General features: G+C 70.0%; 14 protein-coding genes. 7 read left to right on the top strand and 7 right to left on the bottom strand.

Annotation, left to right across the window (positions count from 1 at the left end; all coding sequences use genetic code 11):
* Positions 1-49: 49 nt before the first annotated feature.
* Positions 50-967 (bottom strand): LysR substrate-binding domain-containing protein, encoded by a 918-nt coding sequence (locus AC1MFI_RS11695; RefSeq protein WP_479817053.1) that lies wholly within the window; start codon positions 965-967, stop codon positions 50-52.
* A 143-nt stretch (positions 968-1110) separates the two neighbouring features.
* On the opposite strand from AC1MFI_RS11695, the gene AC1MFI_RS11690 reads away from it, so the two are divergent.
* The 4 genes from AC1MFI_RS11690 to AC1MFI_RS11675 all read left to right on the top strand — a co-directional run bounded on the left by AC1MFI_RS11690 (position 1111) and on the right by AC1MFI_RS11675 (position 7774).
* The gene (locus AC1MFI_RS11690) at positions 1111-4647 is read left to right on the top strand and encodes a bifunctional proline dehydrogenase/L-glutamate gamma-semialdehyde dehydrogenase (RefSeq protein ID WP_479817051.1); all 3537 of its coding nucleotides are present in this window, start codon (positions 1111-1113) and stop codon (positions 4645-4647) included.
* Positions 4648-4877: 230 nt separating this feature from the next.
* Positions 4878-5927 carry a YeiH family protein gene (locus AC1MFI_RS11685; RefSeq protein ID WP_479817050.1) on the top strand — a complete coding sequence of 350 codons (1050 nt, stop codon included), beginning with the start codon at positions 4878-4880 and terminating at the stop codon, positions 5925-5927.
* Positions 5928-6005: 78 nt separating this feature from the next.
* Positions 6006-6632 (top strand): FMN reductase, encoded by a 627-nt coding sequence (locus AC1MFI_RS11680; protein ID WP_479817049.1) that lies wholly within the window; start codon positions 6006-6008, stop codon positions 6630-6632.
* 56 nt (positions 6633-6688) lie between these two features.
* Positions 6689-7774: a CE1758 family FMN-dependent luciferase-like monooxygenase gene (locus AC1MFI_RS11675; protein ID WP_479817048.1), complete on the top strand. Its 1086-nt coding sequence runs from the start codon at positions 6689-6691 to the stop codon at positions 7772-7774.
* A 63-nt stretch (positions 7775-7837) separates the two neighbouring features.
* Here AC1MFI_RS11675 and AC1MFI_RS11670 read toward each other — a convergent pair whose 3' ends face one another.
* The 6 genes from AC1MFI_RS11670 to leuC all read right to left on the bottom strand — a co-directional run bounded on the left by AC1MFI_RS11670 (position 7838) and on the right by leuC (position 14485).
* Positions 7838-8986, bottom strand: a complete 1149-nt coding sequence (locus AC1MFI_RS11670) for a D-alanine--D-alanine ligase family protein (RefSeq protein ID WP_479820860.1) — start codon at positions 8984-8986, stop codon at positions 7838-7840.
* Between the two features lie 8 nt (positions 8987-8994).
* On the bottom strand, positions 8995-10041 hold the full coding sequence (locus AC1MFI_RS11665) for an NAD(P)H-dependent glycerol-3-phosphate dehydrogenase (RefSeq protein ID WP_479817046.1): 1047 nt from the start codon (positions 10039-10041) through the stop codon (positions 8995-8997).
* On the bottom strand, positions 10038-10823 hold the full coding sequence (locus AC1MFI_RS11660) for a lysophospholipid acyltransferase family protein (protein ID WP_479817044.1): 786 nt from the start codon (positions 10821-10823) through the stop codon (positions 10038-10040). Before AC1MFI_RS11660 ends, AC1MFI_RS11665 begins: the two co-directional genes overlap by 4 nt.
* A gap of 12 nt (positions 10824-10835) precedes the next feature.
* Positions 10836-12185: a UDP-N-acetylglucosamine 1-carboxyvinyltransferase gene (gene murA, locus AC1MFI_RS11655; RefSeq protein ID WP_479817042.1), complete on the bottom strand. Its 1350-nt coding sequence runs from the start codon at positions 12183-12185 to the stop codon at positions 10836-10838.
* Between the two features lie 221 nt (positions 12186-12406).
* A complete protein-coding gene (leuD, locus tag AC1MFI_RS11650; RefSeq protein WP_479817040.1) occupies positions 12407-13006 on the bottom strand; it encodes a 3-isopropylmalate dehydratase small subunit in 600 nt (199 codons plus the stop codon).
* A 9-nt stretch (positions 13007-13015) separates the two neighbouring features.
* Complete coding sequence (leuC, locus tag AC1MFI_RS11645; protein WP_479817038.1) at positions 13016-14485, bottom strand: 3-isopropylmalate dehydratase large subunit; 1470 nt, start codon at positions 14483-14485, stop codon at positions 13016-13018.
* A 148-nt stretch (positions 14486-14633) separates the two neighbouring features.
* Here leuC and AC1MFI_RS11640 point away from each other — a divergent pair, with 148 nt between their 5' ends.
* The 3 genes from AC1MFI_RS11640 (at position 14634) to AC1MFI_RS11630 (ending at position 16644) form a co-directional block, all read left to right on the top strand.
* A complete protein-coding gene (locus AC1MFI_RS11640) occupies positions 14634-15353 on the top strand; it encodes an IclR family transcriptional regulator (protein WP_133080752.1) in 720 nt (239 codons plus the stop codon).
* A gap of 1 nt (position 15354) precedes the next feature.
* Entirely contained in the window at positions 15355-15933 is a 579-nt protein-coding gene (locus AC1MFI_RS11635) for a DUF1697 domain-containing protein (RefSeq protein ID WP_479817036.1), read from the top strand.
* Positions 15934-15996: 63 nt separating this feature from the next.
* Positions 15997-16644, top strand: coding sequence for an MBL fold metallo-hydrolase (locus AC1MFI_RS11630; RefSeq protein WP_479817034.1), 648 nt, complete (start codon positions 15997-15999; stop codon positions 16642-16644).
* Positions 16645-16671 lie beyond the last annotated feature (27 nt).

Genomic DNA, 16671 nt, shown 5'->3' with positions numbered 1-16671 from the left:
GGGAGGGGCGAAACGCCCGACTGAGGGATCAACGGGCACAGGCGGCCTTTTATTGCGGCGGCCGGGGGCGGCGGGCATCGGCCGCCGCCCGGTCGAGGACCTCACGGACGGCCAGCACCGCCGGCCTGCGCGCGCCGGCACGGCGGGCCGACGTGAAGATGGAGCGCCGGGGGTCGTCCTCGAGTTCGAGGAGGCGCACCGGCACGCTCCGGCCCGTCCAGACGAGGTCGGGCATGAGGGCCACGGCGTTGCCGGATTCGATCAGGCGGACCTGCGCCTGGAGGTCCGCGGTCTCGTAGCGGACGTCGGGCTCGAACCCGGCCCGTCGGCATGCCTGCTCGGCCCAGTGCCGTGACGCTGCCCCCCTGGGCTCCATGACCCATGCCGCTCCCGCCGCCTCCGCCACGGAGGAGATGCCGGTGCGATGGGGGCCCACGAGCGGGACGGCGAGGCGGATCGCGTCCTCCGTCAGCGCCACATGGTCGAGCTCGGGGTGGCGGGGCGCTGCGTGGCCCGGGTACTGCTCGGCGATCACGAGGTCGAAGTCGCGGGCGAACGTCTCGTACAGGGCGGTCTCCGGTTCTCGCTGGACCATCTCGACGCGCACGTCCGGGTAGTCCCGGATGATCGCCGTCAGGGCGTCGGGCATGAGCGCCAGCGCGGCGGACTGGAACACAGCGACCCGCACGGTCCCCGACACCGTGGTCAGCGAGGCAGCGAGATCCGCCTCGGCCCGTTCGAGGGTCTCGAGCAGTTCCGCGGTGTGCGTGACGAGCACCTCGGCCTGCGGTGTCAGGACCACGCGACGCCCGGCCTTGCGCAGCAGCTCCACGCCCACGTCCTTCTCGAGCAGGGCGAGCTGCTGTGACACGGAGGACGGACTGTAGCTCAGCGCGGCCGCCACGTCGGCGAGTGTGCCGCGGATCTTCAGTTCCCGGAGCAGGCGGAGCCTGCGTAGATCGAGCATCGGACCTCCAGGATTCGGTTCCGCTGATGAATACCGTTCAGTAATCATCGCTTTTCCTAATCGTACGGTGAGCCGGATACTGAGGTCGAAGTAGCTGCTTCACCCTCTGCCCGGCGAGAGCCGTTCGACCGAAAGCCGTTGCCATGACAACCCAGATCCCGCCTCGCGAAGGCATCGCCGCCACCCCGGCACCCCAGGACCTGCCCGCCACCCCGCACCCCGGGTCCGACGGCGCGTCCCGGCGATTCGCGGCCGCCGAGGGCGGCACCACTGCTATCCCGGCAACGTTGCCGGACGCGTCGATCGCCCTCGTGCGGCGGTGGCTGACGGAGGCCTCGAAGGTCCCCGTCGATTCCTCGGCCAAGCAGCTCGCCGGCGTCCTCAAGGATCCCGACGGTCTCGCCTTCACCGTCGGCTTCGTCGACGGCGTCATCCGGCCCGAGGACCTCACGGTCGCGGCCCGCAACCTCGGCATCATCGCCCCGAAGGTACCCGCGTTCCTCCCCTGGTACATGCGCTCGGCCGTCAGGGTGGGCGCCGCCGTCGCCCCCGTCCTTCCGCAGGTCGTCATCCCCATCGCCCGGCGGGTCCTGCGGGAGATGGTGGGCCACCTCATCATCGACGCGTCCGACGCGAAGCTCGGGCGGTCCATCAGCAGGATCAGGCGCGACGGCATCCGCCTGAACGTCAACCTCCTCGGCGAGGCGGTACTCGGCGAGCACGAGGCGGAACGCCGCCTCGCCGGGACGGTCCGCCTGCTCGAGCGCCCCGACGTCGAGTACGTCTCCATCAAGGTGTCCTCCACGGTCGCCCCGCACCCCTCCTGGGCGTTCGAGGAGGCCGTACGGCACGTCGCCGAGAAGCTCGCTCCCCTGTACGCACTCGCCGCCGCAGCCGAGAAGCCGAAGTTCATCAACCTCGACATGGAGGAGTACAAGGACCTCGACCTGACGATCGCGGTCTTCATGGACATCCTCGACCGGCCCGAGTTCGCGGACCTCGAGGCCGGGATCGTCCTGCAGGCATACCTCCCCGACTCCCTGGCCGCGATGATGCGCCTGCAGGAATGGGCGGCCGCGCGGCGTGCCCGGGGCGGCGCCGGCATCAAGGTCCGCGTGGTGAAGGGAGCAAACCTGCCGATGGAGCAGGTGGAAGCGTCCCTCCACGACTGGCCGCTGGCCACCTGGGGCTCGAAGCAGGAATCGGACACCCACTACAAGCGCGTGCTCAACTACGCCCTGCAGCCCGGGCATGTGGACAACGTGCGCATCGGCGTCGCGGGCCACAACCTCTTCGACCTCGCCTTCGCCTGGCTCCTCGCCGGGGAGCGCGGGGTCCGCTCCGGCATCGAGTTCGAGATGCTCCTGGGCATGGCCCAGGGCCAGGCGGAGGCTGTCCGACGCGACGTCGGGTCGCTGCTCCTCTACACGCCGGTCGTGCACCCGCGCGAGTTCGACGTCGCCATCGCCTATCTGATCCGCCGGCTCGAGGAGGGCGCGAGCCAGGACAACTTCATGTCGGCCGTCTTCGAGCTCTCCGAGAACGAGGCACTCTTCGAGCGGGAGAAGAACCGCTTCCTCGCGTCGCTCCGGGAGCTCGACACCTCCGTCCCGGCACCGAATCGCCGGCAGGACCGCACCGTCCCCGCCCCGGCCCATGCGGGGACCGGGTTCGAGAACACCCCGGACACCGATCCCTCGCTTCCGGCGAACCGCGCCTGGGGACGGGCGATCCTCGAGCGGGTGCCCACCTCCGAGCTGGGAATCGGCACCGTGGCAGCCACCACGCTCACGCGTGCCGACGACCTCGACGCCACCATCGCCGGCGCCGTGGGCGCTGCTGAGTCCTGGGGTTCCCTGACAGGAGCGCAGCGCGCCGAGGTCCTGCATCGGGCAGGTGACGCCCTCGAGGCGCACCGCGCCGAGCTCATGGAGGTCATGGCGGCCGAGACCGGCAAGACGCTCGATCAGGCCGATCCGGAGATCTCCGAGGCGGTCGACTTCGCCCACTACTACGCCGAGCGCGCCCGCGAACTCGACGACGTCGACGGCGCCTCGTTCTCCCCGGCGCGGCTCACGGTCGTGACGCCGCCGTGGAACTTCCCCGTCGCGATCCCCGCGGGCTCCACCCTCGCCGCCCTCGCCGCAGGTTCGGCCGTCATCATCAAGCCGGCCTCCCAGGCCCGCCGGTCAGGCTCGGTCATGATCGAGGCGCTCTGGGCGGCGGGTGTGCCGCGCGAGGTCCTGCGGCTCGTGCAGGTCGAGGAGGGTGACCTCGGTCGCCGGCTCATCTCCGACCCCCGGGTGGACCGCGTGATCCTGACCGGCGGGTACGAGACCGCCGAGTTGTTCCGCTCCTTCCGCCCGGACCTGCCGCTGCTCGCCGAGACCTCCGGCAAGAACGCGATCATCGTGACCCCGAGCGCGGACCTCGACCTCGCCGCGAAGGACGTCGCGCAGTCGGCCTTCGGCCATGCGGGCCAGAAGTGCTCGGCCGCCTCCCTGGTGATCCTCGTGGGCAGCGTGAGTACGTCGCAGCGCTTCCGTAACCAGCTCCTCGACGCCGTCACGTCCCTGTCCGTCGGCTATCCGGAGGACCCGACCACCCAGATGGGTCCCGTCATCGAGCCCGCGACCGGCAAGCTCCTCGACGGCCTGACGACGCTCGGGGAGGGCGAGTCCTGGCTCGCCGAGCCCCGGCAGCTCGACGCGTCGGGCCGCCTGTGGAGCCCCGGCGTGCGCGACGGCGTCAAGCGGGGGTCCACCTACCACCTCACGGAGTACTTCGGGCCGGTCCTCGGCATCATGACCGCAGCCACCCTGGAGGAGGCCATCGCGCTGCAGAACGACATCGACTACGGCCTCACCTCCGGCATCCACTCGCTCGACACCCGCGAGATCGCCGTCTGGCTCGAGGGCGTGCAGGCGGGCAACCTCTACGTCAACCGCGGGATCACCGGCGCGATCGTCCAGCGCCAGCCCTTCGGCGGGTGGAAGAAGTCCGCGGTAGGCGCCGGGACGAAGGCGGGAGGCCCCAACTACCTCGTGGGCCTCGGTTCCTGGGTGTCGAGGGAATCCGCCGCCCAGGACGCGCCCCTGCCCGTCGTCGCCCCGTTGCTCGCGGCCGCGCGGTCGGCCGGCCTGCCCGAGGGCGACGTCGCACGCCTGGCCCGCGCTGCCGCGTCGGACGCCGCCGCGTGGAACAGCGAGTTCGGCCGCGTGAAGGATGTCTCGGCCCTCTCGGCCGAGCGGAACCTCTTCCGGTACCTCGCCCATCCCGTGACGGTCCGCCTCGCGGCGGGTGCACCCCTCGCCGACCTGGTACGCGTGCTCCTCGCGGCGAGGGCGGCGGGAGCCCCCGTCGCCGTCTCGACCGCCGTCGACCTCCCGGCAGCACTCCGCTCCGTCGTCTCGGCGCACACCGAGGGCGTAGCCATCGAGGACGACGACGCCTGGCTGGCCCGCGCGTCATCACTGCCGATGAGCCGCGTACGGCTCATCGGGGACGGCGCGTCCGCGCTCGCGGCTGCGACGGGCGGACGCCCGGACCTCGCCATCTACGCGCAGCCCGTCACCGAATCGGGGCGGATCGAACTGCTGCCGTTCCTTCAGGAGCAGGCCATCAGCGTCACCGCGCACCGCTTCGGCACCCCGAACGCCCTGACCGACGGCATCCTCTAGGGCCGGTCTCCGCACCTCCCTGCCCGCCCGTCGAGAAGGCGGAGAAGACCACCGGACGCACGGAAAGCCGGTCGTTCCTGCCTTCCCGGGCACGGGTTGCACGCTGCAGGCGAGGGAGAGGGGCACGCGTGGCATGCCCGGTTCCCCCCGTAAGCTGGCGCATGGAGGATCGGTCCACGGTCCGGACAGCGCCACGGGCCGCCCGCGGGGCGGCCGGGAGGATCGTGCCGATGAGCAGCCGCAGCACCGCCCGGCAGACCCGGGGCCCCCAGCTCCGCGCGTGGGTCCCGGGTCTTCTCGTCCTGACAGCCGGCGTCGGCGTGTCCGTGCTCCTGGCCGGTCTCCAGACCGTGCTCGGAGCCCTCGTCATCGCGCTGGTCCTCGGGATCCTGCTCGGCAACTCGGGTCTGTACACGGCGCCCCTCCGCACGGGCATCGGCGGCGGCACCAAGCGCCTCCTCCGCGCGGGCGTCGTCCTGCTGGGGCTCCAGCTCGCGCTGCCGGACATCCTGGCCCTGGGCCCGCAGGTCATCCTGCTGATCGTCGCGTGCGTCGCCCTCAGTTTCTCCTGCACCCTCTGGCTGGGCCGGCAGCTCGGCCTCAGCCGGGCGGGCGCCCTGCTCATGGCGGCAGGGTTCTCCATCTGCGGAGCATCCGCCGTCGCCGGGATGCAGGGCATCGTGGACGCCGACGACGACGAGGTGGCCTCCGCCGTCGCGATGGTCACCCTCTACGGATCCCTCATGATCATCGCGCTGCCCCTCCTGAACGCCGTCCTCGGACTCGACGCCACGAGCTTCGGCATCTGGTCCGGACTCGCCGTCCACGAGGTGGCGCAGGTGGTGGCGGTCGCGAGCACCGCCGGGGCGACGGCTCTCGCATCCGCGACGGTCGTCAAGCTCGGGCGGGTGCTGATGCTCGCGCCCGTGGCGGCGGCAGCTGGCCTTGCGGAACGACGCCGCCCGGGGCGGAGCGGTACGGCCACCGCGGAGGACGGGAAGGCGGGCGCGGCCGGCCCTGCCACGCCGCTGGTGCCCCTCTTCGTCGTGGGATTCCTGGCGATGGTCGTGCTGCGGTCCCTCGGGTTCCTGCCCCAGCCCGTGCTCGACGTCGGACGCACGGTGACCACCCTCCTGCTGGCAGCCGGGATGTTCGGGCTCGGTGCCGGAATCGACGTCCGGCGCCTCCTTCGCACGGGTGGACGGTTCGCCGCGGTGGGCGCCGCCTCGACCCTGCTGCTCGCCGGGATCTCGCTGCTCGGCGTCGTCGTCCTGGCCTAGGGCTGTCTTCTCGGGAATGACCCGGCGCATCCGCGCGTTGAAGGAATCGATGCGTTTGCATCTACTAGAGGAGGCGCCATGACGAAAGTCGCAGTTGTCACAGCGGGGCTCGGCGTCCCGTCGTCCAGTCGGATGCTTGCCGATGTGATGTGGGGCGCCCTGAAGGATGAACTGTCCGTCTCCGGCCAAAGCGCCACCGTCGAGGTCCTGGAGCTCCGCGACCACGCAGTGGACATCGCGCACCACCTGGTGAGCGGGTTCGCACCACCCACCCTGGCCGCGGCCATCCGGGACGTCACGGACGCGGACGCGCTCATCGCCGTCAGCCCTGTGTTCTCGGGGTCCTACAGCGGACTGTTCAAATCCTTCTTCGATGTCATCGACAACACCGCGCTCGAGGGCATGCCCGTTCTCCTGGGGGCGACGGGCGGCAGCGCGCGCCACGCCCTGGTTCTCGAACACGCCATGCGACCACTCTTCAGTTACCTGCGGGCGCGGGTAGCTCCCACCGCGGTCTATGCGGCACCCCAGGACTGGGGGGCCGGCGCCGACGATGAAACCGCCCTGGAGCAGAGGTCACGCCGTGCCGCCCGGGAAGTGGCCGAAATGCTCGTCGGGCGGTCCCCGGTTCGCCCTCCCCGCCGAATCGAACCGTCTGCGCCGTTCGAGGACCTCCTGGCAAGGATCCAGGCACCGAGGCCTTGAGCCCGCCGGTCCCCGGCCACCAGCCCTCCACCCCCCCTACCTTCTGGAGAAGAATCATGGAAATCGGCGTCTTCACAGTCAGTGACGTCACCCGGAACCCCCTCACGGGCGAGACACCCACGGAGGGTGAGCGCATCAAGGCCGCCGTCACCATCGCACGGAAGGTCGAAGAGATCGGCATGGATGTCTATGCCACCGGCGAGCACCACAACCCGCCTTTCTACGCCAGTTCCCCGACCACCCTCCTGGGCTACATCGCCGCCCAGACCGAGCGCATCACGCTGTCCACCAGCACCACCCTGATCACCACCAACGACCCGGTCAAGATCGCGGAGGACTTCGCCACGCTGCAGCACCTCGCCGACGGTCGCGTGGACCTGATCCTCGGCCGAGGCAACACCGGGCCCGTCTACCCCTGGTTCGGCAAGAACCAGCAGGACAGCGTCGAACTGACCGTCGAGAACTACAACCTGCTGCGCCAGCTGTGGGACAACGACGTCGTGAACTGGGAAGGCAAGTACCGCACACCACTGCGCAACTTCACCTCCACGCCGCGCCCGCTCCATGGCGTCGCACCGTTCGTCTGGCACGGTTCCATCCGTACGCCGGAGGTCGCGGAGATCGCCGCCTACTTCGGCGACGGTTTCTTCGCCAACAACATCTTCTGGCCGAAGGAGCACTACCAGCAGCTCATCGGCCTCTACCGGGAACGCTACGCCCACTACGGCCACGGCGATGCCGACCAGGCGATCGTGGGACTGGGTGGACAGTTCTTCCTGGCACGGAAGTCACAGGATGCAGTGAAGGAGTTCCGTCCCTTCTTCGACAACGCCCCCGTCTATGGCCACGGGCCGACGATGGAGAGTTTCATGGCCCAGACCCCGCTGACGGTCGGCAGCCCCCAGGAAGTCATCGAGAAGACCCTTTCCTTCCAGGAGTTCTTCGGCGACTACCAGCGCCAGTTGTTCCTCATCGATCACGCCGGCCTGCCACTGAAGACCGTGCTGAACCAGCTCGACCTCTTCGGCGAACTCGTGCTGCCGGAACTGCGTGCGGAATTCGCCAGGCGGCGCCCCGCGCACGTCCCCGACAAACCGGTGCACGCCACGCGTCGAGTCGGCGCCGTCGCGGCCGCCGGGTGACCGGGATCAGTCCGCGTCCAGGTCCTTGCCGCGTCCCGAGCGGGCCCGGCACGGACCTCGCCGTCAGCGCAGGCCGGTACCGCGGTCCAGCGCGAGCGCGATCAGTTCGTCGATCAGCTCGGTGTAGCCGAGGCCGGACTTCGCCCACATCTGCGGGTACATGCTGATCGGGGTGAAGCCGGGCATGGTGTTGATCTCGTTGATGACCAGGCGCCCGTCCGGCGTGTAGAAGAAGTCGACGCGGGAGAGGCCCTCGCCGCCGATCGCGTCGAAGGCCTCGCCCGCAAGCTGCCGCACGCGGTCGATGACCTCCTGCGGGAGATCTGCGGGGCAGGACAGTTCGGCGGCGGCGCCGTCCACGTACTTGGCCTCGAAGTCGTACCAGGCGTGCTCCCCGGGCTGGATGGCGATCTCCCCCGGCAGCGAGGTGCGCGGGGAATCCACGCCCCGCCCCTGGAGGACGGCGACCTCGATCTCGCGGCCCTCGATCCCTGCCTCGATCACCACCTTGGGGTCGAAGGCGCGGGCGGCCTCGACCGCCGCGCGGATTCCCCCGACATCCTCGACCCGGCTGATCCCCATCGAGGACCCGGCGCGGGCGGGCTTGACGAAGAGCGGGAAACCGAGTGCGGCGGCACGGCGGATGCCGTCCTCGGCATCGGTGCGCCACTGCCGGTCCGTCACCACCTCGTAGGGGCCCACCTCGAGCCCGGCAGCCGAGAAGACCACCTTCATGTAGTGCTTGTCCATGCCGACGGCGGAAGCCAGGACGCCGGCGCCGACGTAGCGCATGTCGGCCATCTCCAGCATGCCCTGCAGCGTGCCGTCCTCACCGAACGGGCCGTGCAGGAGCGGCAGGACGACGTCCACGCCGCCCAGGCTCTCGGGTACGGAACCGGGTGCTGCCACGAGCAGTTCCTGACCCTCGCTGCCGTCCGCCGGCGTGCCCATGACCACGGCCCGCTCGGTCGCGGTGACCTCCGGCAGCACGTCGGCGCGCAGCGACCACGCGGACGGATCAGCCGACACGAGGGACCACTGGCCGGATTTGGTGATGCCCACGGGAACGACGTCGTAACGCGTGCGGTCGATCGCCTCGAGCACGCCGGCCGCGGTCACGCAGCTGACGGCGTGCTCGCTCGAACGGCCGCCGAACAGCACGAGGACGCGGGGCTTGCGGGCGGGAAGGGAAGTCTCGGTGGTCGCGGTCATCACGGTGGTCACGGTACGGGATCGCCTTCCGGCTTGAGGTTGCGGGCCAGCAGGCGCGGCCCGAGGTCATCGACGGACAGGCGTCCCTGGAGGACGGCCACCACGCTCTCGGTGATGGGCATGTCGACGCCGAGCTTCATGGCTGAGTCCAGGACGGCCTGTGCGGACTTGATGCCCTCCGCCGTCTGGTTCATCCTCACCGTGACCTGGTCGAGGGTCAGGCCCTGGCCCAGCAGGTGGCCTGCGGTGTGGTTGCGGGACAGCGCGGAGGAACACGTGGCGATCAGGTCCCCCATGCCGGCCAGTCCCGCCATCGTCTCGGGCTGTCCGCCGAGGGCGACGGCCAGGCGCGTCGTCTCGGCGAGGCCGCGGGTGATGACGGAGGCCTTGGTGTTGTCGCCCATGCGCCGGCCCTCGCAGATGCCGACGGCCAGGGCGATCACGTTCTTGACGATGCCGCCGATCTCCACCCCGATCACATCCGTGGAGGTGTAGGGCCGGAAGTAGGAGGCCGTGCAGGCCGCTGCGATCCACGTGGCGGTGTCATGGTCGGGGCAGGCGACGACCGAGGCCGTCGGCTCCTCACGGGCGATCTCCAGGGCGAGGTTGGGTCCGGACAGCACCGCGATCCGCTCGGCGGGCAGCGCCAGTTCCTCCGAGATCACCTCGCTCATGCGGGCATCGGTCCCGACCTCGAGTCCCTTCATGAGGGACACGACGACGGCGTGGCCGGGGATGAGGGGCCGCCAGGCCGGGAGCTGCGCGCGGAGGGTCTGGGCGGGTACCGCGAGGACCACGAGGTCGCTTCCGACGAGGACCTCCTCCACCTCGGCCGAGGCGGAGACGTTCCGCGGGAGCCGAGTGTCGCCGAGGTACCGGGAATTCCGGTGCTCGGCGGTGATCTCGTCGGCGACCTCGGGGCGCCGGGACCACAGCATGACGTGCGTCCCGCCGGAGGCATCGGCGAGCACCTTGGCGAACGTGGTTCCCCAGCTGCCGGAGCCGAGGACGGCGATCTTCGCCGGAGTGGCACGCAGGGCATCGGCGGCCGTCACGGCTGCCCTCCGGGCTGCGGACCGCCGGGATTCCCGTCGTCCTGTGCCTCGAAGTCCCGGCCCGTCCGCTTCTGCTGCTTCCGTGCCGGGTCCCAGCGCTCTGCGGGAGGCTGTTCTCCCCTCAACTCCGCCAGCAGCTCCGTGATGGCGTCGAGGATGCGCTCCGTCGCCGCCTCGAGCGTGGTCCTCGTCAGGGCAGCGTCGCGGAACTCGCTGAGGTCCACGGGGTCGCCGACCAGCACCCGGGAGCGCTTGCGCGGGAAGAGATAGAAGCGCTTAGCGTAGCGGGGGAACACCTCGTGGGCGCCCCAGTGGGCGATCGGCACCACCGGGGCGCCGGTCTGCAGGGCGAGGCGTGCAGCCCCGGTGCGCCCCTTCATGGGCCACATGTCCGGGTCCCGCGTGAGGGTTCCCTCGGGGTAGATGATGATCCCGCCACCGTCTGCCAGTGCGTCACGCGCGGCTTCGAGCGAGCGGTTCGCCCCGGCCGAGCTGCGCTCCACGGGCACCTGCTTGATGGTACGCAGGATGGATCCGATCACCGGCACCTCGAACAGCGACGCCTTCGCGAGGAAGTGCGGCATGATGCCCTGGTTGTACAGGAAGTGACCCACCACGACCGGATCGATCTCGGTGACGTGGTTCGGGCAGACGATGATGCCCGTACCGCGCGGCAGCTTCTCCTGCCCGTGCCATTCCTTGTCCATGAGCGCGTTCATGACCGGCCTCACCCAGGTGCCGAGGAACGCGAACATGGCGCGTGAGCCCCGTGACTCCCCCATGTGCGCCGAGCCCTAGGAGATTGCCACGGCGACGGCCGGGGCGTCCTCCGTGATGTCGAAGTCCGCGCCCAGGCCTTCGAGCTTGTCCTGGAACCGCTCGTACCCGCGGTTGATGAGCTCGATGCCCGTGACGCGCGAGACGCCGTCCGCCGCCAGGGCGGCGATGAGGTGGCTGAAGCCGCCGCGCAGGTCGGGGATGTCGATGTCCGCGCCGCGCAGCTGGGTGGGCCCGGAGATCACGGCGGAGTGGAGGAAGTTGCGCTGGCCGAAGCGGCAAGGGACGCTCCCGAGGCACTCGCGGTGCACCTGGATGTTCGCGCCCATGCGGATCAGGGCCTCGGTGAAGCCGAAGCGGTTCTCGTAGACCGTCTCGTGGACGATCGACACACCGGACGCCTGGGTGAGTGCCACGACGAGCGGCTGCTGCCAGTCCGTCATGAAGCCCGGGTGCACGTCGGTCTCGAGGACCAGCGGCTTCAGGGGGCCGCCCGGGTGGTAGAAGCGGATGCCCTCGTCGTCGACGTCGAAGGCGCCGCCGATCTTGCGGTAGGTGTTGAGGAACGCGGTGAGGTCGAGCTGGCGCGCGCCCTCCACATAGATGTCGCCCCGGGTCACGAGTGCGGCCGACGCCCACGAGGCCGTCTCGTTGCGGTCGGAGATGGCCTTGTGGTTGTAGCCGGTCAGCTCCTTGACACCCTCGATGCGGATGACGCGGTCCGTCTGGACCGTGATGATCGCGCCCATCTTCTGCAGGACGGCGATGAGGTCCATGATCTCGGGCTCGACGGCGGCTCCCGACAGCTCGGTGATGCCCTCGGCACGGATGGCGGTCAGGAGCACCTGTTCGGTGGCACCGACGCTCGGGTACGGCAGCGTGAGCTTGGCGCCGTGCAGGCCCTTGGGGGCGGAGATGGAGATGCCCCCGGGGCGCTTGTCCACGACGGCCCCGAAGTTGCGGAGGACCTCGAGGTGGTAGTCGATCGGGCGGTCGCCGATCTTGCAGCCGCCGAGGTCCGGGATGAAGGCCTCGCCGATGCTGTGCATGAGCGGACCGCAGAAGAGGATGGGGATGCGGGAGTCGCCGGCATGGGCGTCGATGTCCTTGGAGCGGGCCATCTTCGCATCACTCGGGTCCATCGTGAGGTCGCCGGTGACGGGGTCCTTGGTCACCTTCACGCCGTGCAGCTGCAGGAGGCTGGTGACGACGTCGACGTCCTTGATCTCCGGGACGTTGCGCAGGACGGACGGCGTGTTGCCCAGCAGCGACGCCACCATGGCCTTCGGGACCAGGTTCTTCGCACCGCGGACGGATACCTTGCCCGTCAACGGAATGCCGCCGCGGATGGTCAGAACGCTACCCATGAATACCTATTTTCCTCATACGATGAACCCCCGCGGACTCGAAAATGCTCGTTCCAAGCATAGGAGCACCACGGAGCAGACAGAAATACAAGGGTACTTGGTGCACTCCCTGTTCCCTGAAAGGAACCCGCGCGGGTGCGTCGTCATTCCTCGCATGGGCGGATACGCGGCGTGAGGTGCGCTACAGCGCACGCCCCGCGCACCACGGGCGCGGCCCGGACTCAGGTACGCACGGGCAGGGTGGTCGGCTTCCAGGACGGACGTCGGGCCTCGAACTCCGTGATGTGCTCTTCCTGCCGGAGCGTGAGCCCGATGTCGTCGAGGCCCTCGAGCAGGCGCCAGCGCGTGTAGTCGTCGAGCTGGAACGGGGCGCTGACCGAGCCGCACTGCACCATCCGCGACTCGAGGTCCACCGTGACCGTCGCCCCCGGCTCGTTCTCGAGGATCTTCCAGATGAGCTCGATGTCGTCCTGCGCGACCTGCGCTGCGACGAGGCCCTGCTTGCCCGAGTTGCCCCGGAAGATGTCCGCGAAGCGCGAGGACAGCACGGCCTTGAAACCGTAGTCCTTCAGCGCCCAGACGGCGTGCTCACGGGACGAGCCGGTCCCGAAGTCGGGCCCCGCCACGAGGACGGAACCGCGCGAGTACGGCTCCTGGTTGAGGATGAAGTCCTGCTCCTTGCGCCAGCCCGCGAAGAGGGCGTCCTCGAAGCCGGTCCGGGTGATGCGCTTGAGGTAGACGGCGGGGATGATCTGGTCCGTGTCGATGTTGCTCTGGCGCAGCGGCACGCCGATGCCCGTGTGCGTGGTGATCTTCTCCATGGCGCTCTCCTAGGCTGCTGGGACGGTGGAATCGGCGGCGTGGGCGCCGGTGCCGGAGGGCAGGGGCGCGAGGTCCGACGGCGAACTGAGGGTGCCCCGGACCGCCGTCGCGGCGGCCACGACGGGCGAGACGAGGTGCGTGCGCCCGCCCTTGCCCTGCCGCCCCTCGAAGTTGCGGTTGGACGTGGATGCGCAGCGCTCCCCCGGTGCCAGCTGGTCCGGGTTCATGCCGAGGCACATCGAGCAGCCGGCGAACCGCCATTCAGCGCCGAAGTCCTTGAACACGCGGTCGAGTCCCTCGGCCTCGGCCTGCAGGCGCACGCGGGCGGAACCCGGGACGACCATCATCCGGACCGCGGGGTCCTTCTCCCTGCCTCGGATGATGTCCGCGGCGATGCGCAGGTCCTCGATGCGGCTGTTCGTGCAGGAGCCGAGGAAAACGGTGTCCACCCGGATGTCCTTCATCGGGGTGCCCGGCTCGAGCGCCATGTAGTCCAGCGCGCGGGTGCACGCGGCCTTGTCGTTCTCGTCCGCGAAATCGTCGGGCGATGGAACGGCCTGCGAGAGGGAGACTCCCTGGCCCGGATTGGTCCCCCAGGTCACGAAGGGCTCGAGGTCGTTCGCGTCGAGGAAGACCTCGGCGTCGAAGACGGCGTCGTCGTCGGTTCGCAGTTCACGCCAGTCGGCGACGGCGGCGTCCCAGTCCGCGCCCTGCGGCGCATGGGGCCGGCCGCGCAGGTACTCGAAGGTCGTCTCGTCGGGGGCGACCATCCCTGCCCGCGCGCCCGCCTCGATGGACATGTTGCAGATGGTCATGCGCGCTTCCATCGACAGCGAGCGGATGGCCGAGCCGCGGTACTCGAGGACGTAGCCCTGGCCTCCGCCGGTCCCGATCTTGGCGATCACGGCGAGGATGATGTCCTTCGAGGTGACGCCCGGCCTGAGCGTTCCCTCGACCGTGATGCCCATGGTCCGGAAGGGCTTGAGCGAGAGCGTCTGCGTGGCCATGACGTGCTCGACCTCGGACGTGCCGATGCCCATCGCGAGCGCGCCGAATGCGCCGTGGGTGGATGTGTGGGAATCGCCGCACACCACGGTGAGGCCCGGCTGGGTGAGTCCGAGCTGGGGCCCCACGACATGCACGATGCCCTGCTCGGCGTCGCCGAGGGAGTGCAGCCGGACCCCGAACTCCCTGCAGTTCGCGCGCAGGGTCTCGATCTGGGTGCGGCTGGTGAGGTCGGCGATCGGCTTGTCGATGTCCAGCGTGGGGGTGTTGTGGTCCTCGGTGGCGATCGTCAGGTCGGGCCGGCGCAGTGGCCGGTTGGCCAGGCGGAGACCCTCGAAGGCCTGCGGGGAGGTGACCTCGTGCACGAGGTGCAGGTCGATGTAGAGGAGGTCGGGCTGCGCTTCCGCTCCGACGACCTCGCCCTTGCGCACGACGTGTGCGTCCCAAACCTTCTCGGCCAGTGTCTTGCCCATGACGATCGTCCTTTTCCGTCCCGCTGCGCCGGGCCCCGGTGGGGGCGGCCGATGCAGGACCTCTGGTGCCTTCAACTCAACCAGCGCCTGACGGCGAGTGCCAGCCCAGCCGCTTGCGTCTCAGATAATGAGACGGCAATATCATCTTATGGACAATTCTAGCGGCGTCGGAGTCATCGACAAGGCCGCCCTCGTGCTCGACGCCCTCGAGGCCGGGCCCACGACCCTCGCACAGCTCGTCGCCTCGACCGGCCTCGCGCGGCCGACGGTGCACCGGCTGGCCCTCGCCCTCGCCCACCACCGCCTGGTGGGCCGGGACATCCAGGGCCGCTTCGTCCTGGGCAGCAGGCTGGTGGAGCTCGCATCCGCCGCGGGCGAGGACCGGCTCATCGCGGCCGCCGGACCGGTGCTCCTGAGCCTGCGCGATGCGACGGGCGAGAGTGCGCAGCTGTTCCGGCGGCAGGGTGACTGGCGCGTCTGCGTCGCCTCGGCGGAGCGGCCCGTGGGGCTGCGGGACACCATTCCCGTCGGGACCCAGCTGTCGATGAAGGCTGGCTCCGCCGCGCAGTGCCTGCTGGCGTGGGAGGACCACGACCGCCTGCTGAAGGGGCTGCAGAACGCACGGTTCACACCGACCGTGCTCGCCGGCGTACGACGGCGCGGCTGGGCCCAGAGCCTCGGCGAGCGGGAAGCGGGAGTGGCATCGGTCTCCGCTCCGGTGCGCGGGCCGTCCGGGCGCGTGATCGCGGCGGTGTCCATCTCGGGTCCGATGGAGCGGCTCACGCGGCAACCGGGACGCATCCATGCCGAGGTCGTCTCGGACGCGGCACGCCAGTTGACGCTCGCCGTCGCGAAGGCGGCCGACTGACATGCCGAGCCCTACGCTCGACGCTGCCGGTGCGCCGGGACCCGACCACCGCTACGCCGTCTTCCTGAGGGGGGTCAATGTCGGCGGTGTCACCGTTCGGATGGTGGATCTCCGCGAGCTGCTCGCGAGCCTCCCCGTGAGCAGGGTCGCCACCGTCCTTGCGAGCGGCAATGTCACCTGCTCCTCCGCCCTCGGCGCGGAGGAGCTCAAGGACCGCGTGGAGACAGCACTGCGGGAGCGCTTCGGCTACCTCGCATGGGTGATCGTCGTCGGCCTGGCGGACCTGATCGCGATCGCCGGATCCGTTCCGCAGCCTCCGGAGACCACTCCGGCAGGTGTGCACACCTACGTCACGCTCTTCACCGGTCCGGGCGAACTGAGGTCCTTCCTCGACGACGCGCGCGGACTGCCGGAACAACCCACGGTGCTGGCGGGAGGCGCCGCCATCGGGTGGTTCTCGCCGAAGGGCCGGTCGACGGACGTACCTGTGGCCAGGCTGCTGGCCCGCGCCCGCTATGCCGCCACGACCACCACACGGAACATCAACACGGTGGACAAGGTGCTGCGCATCCTCGCCTGAGGGACGGGCGCTCGTCGCGTTGGTAGTCTTCGGACAACCCGCAGCACCAGCCGAAGGACTCCAATGCGCCTCATCGCCCAGGATTGCTACCAGCTCGAACAGCAGAAGGGCTCCCACGGCTTCGTGGTGGTCGGTGCCGGTCGCACCGCTGTGATCGACCCGGGCATGGCCTCCGGCTTCGACGGCGTCATCGCCGAACTGCGCGCCAACGAGGCGGCGACGGGGCCGATCACCGACATCGTCCTCACGCACTACGACGTCGACCATGCGCAGGTGGCACAGCGGCTCCAGGAGGCCCTCGGGGCGACGGTCTGGATCGGCGCCGCCGACGCCGACGTCCTCCGCGGCCGGACCGCGCCGAAGACGGTCTTCCGGAAGCTCCTGAAGAGGATTGCACCCGTCCCGTTGCCCGAGGGAGCACGGGAACTGGGCGGCTCCGGGGAGATCTTCCCGGGGCTCCGGTACTTCCCGACCCCCGGGCACACGCCGGGCCACTACGCGTATCAGTGGCGCGGCGTCCTGTTCACCGGTGATGCCGCGAAGGTGTCCCACGACGGCGGGGTCAGCGACTTCTACGGGATCACCATCAACGACAAGCCGGTGGCGGCACGCACGGTCCAGCTCCTGGCCGAGCACATCCGCACGGGCTCCGTCGAGTGGGTCTGCTCCGGACACAGCGCCATCGCCCGGGTGGCGGACCGAACCGCCTGAGCCGCCCCTGGACCTCCCCCGCCGCCT

Source organism: Arthrobacter sp. BC5, from assembly GCF_056680255.1.
This window is presented reverse-complemented; position numbering and strand designations above follow the sequence as displayed.

Coding starts and splice junctions, on each gene's coding strand:
- AC1MFI_RS11695 (WP_479817053.1), bottom strand. CDS start 967: ATGCTCGATCTACGCAGGCTCCGCCTGCTCCGGGAACTGAAGATCCGC.
- leuD (WP_479817040.1), bottom strand. CDS start 13,006: ATGGAGAAGATCACCACGCACACGGGCATCGGCGTGCCGCTGCGCCAG.
- AC1MFI_RS11630 (WP_479817034.1), top strand. CDS start 15,997: ATGCGCCTCATCGCCCAGGATTGCTACCAGCTCGAACAGCAGAAGGGC.
- AC1MFI_RS11680 (WP_479817049.1), top strand. CDS start 6,006: ATGACGAAAGTCGCAGTTGTCACAGCGGGGCTCGGCGTCCCGTCGTCC.
- AC1MFI_RS11640 (WP_133080752.1), top strand. CDS start 14,634: ATGGACAATTCTAGCGGCGTCGGAGTCATCGACAAGGCCGCCCTCGTG.
- AC1MFI_RS11670 (WP_479820860.1), bottom strand. CDS start 8,986: ATGACCGCGACCACCGAGACTTCCCTTCCCGCCCGCAAGCCCCGCGTC.
- murA (WP_479817042.1), bottom strand. CDS start 12,185: ATGGGTAGCGTTCTGACCATCCGCGGCGGCATTCCGTTGACGGGCAAG.
- AC1MFI_RS11690 (WP_479817051.1), top strand. CDS start 1,111: ATGACAACCCAGATCCCGCCTCGCGAAGGCATCGCCGCCACCCCGGCA.
- AC1MFI_RS11635 (WP_479817036.1), top strand. CDS start 15,355: ATGCCGAGCCCTACGCTCGACGCTGCCGGTGCGCCGGGACCCGACCAC.
- leuC (WP_479817038.1), bottom strand. CDS start 14,485: ATGGGCAAGACACTGGCCGAGAAGGTTTGGGACGCACACGTCGTGCGC.
- AC1MFI_RS11685 (WP_479817050.1), top strand. CDS start 4,878: ATGAGCAGCCGCAGCACCGCCCGGCAGACCCGGGGCCCCCAGCTCCGC.
- AC1MFI_RS11660 (WP_479817044.1), bottom strand. CDS start 10,823: ATGGGGGAGTCACGGGGCTCACGCGCCATGTTCGCGTTCCTCGGCACC.
- AC1MFI_RS11675 (WP_479817048.1), top strand. CDS start 6,689: ATGGAAATCGGCGTCTTCACAGTCAGTGACGTCACCCGGAACCCCCTC.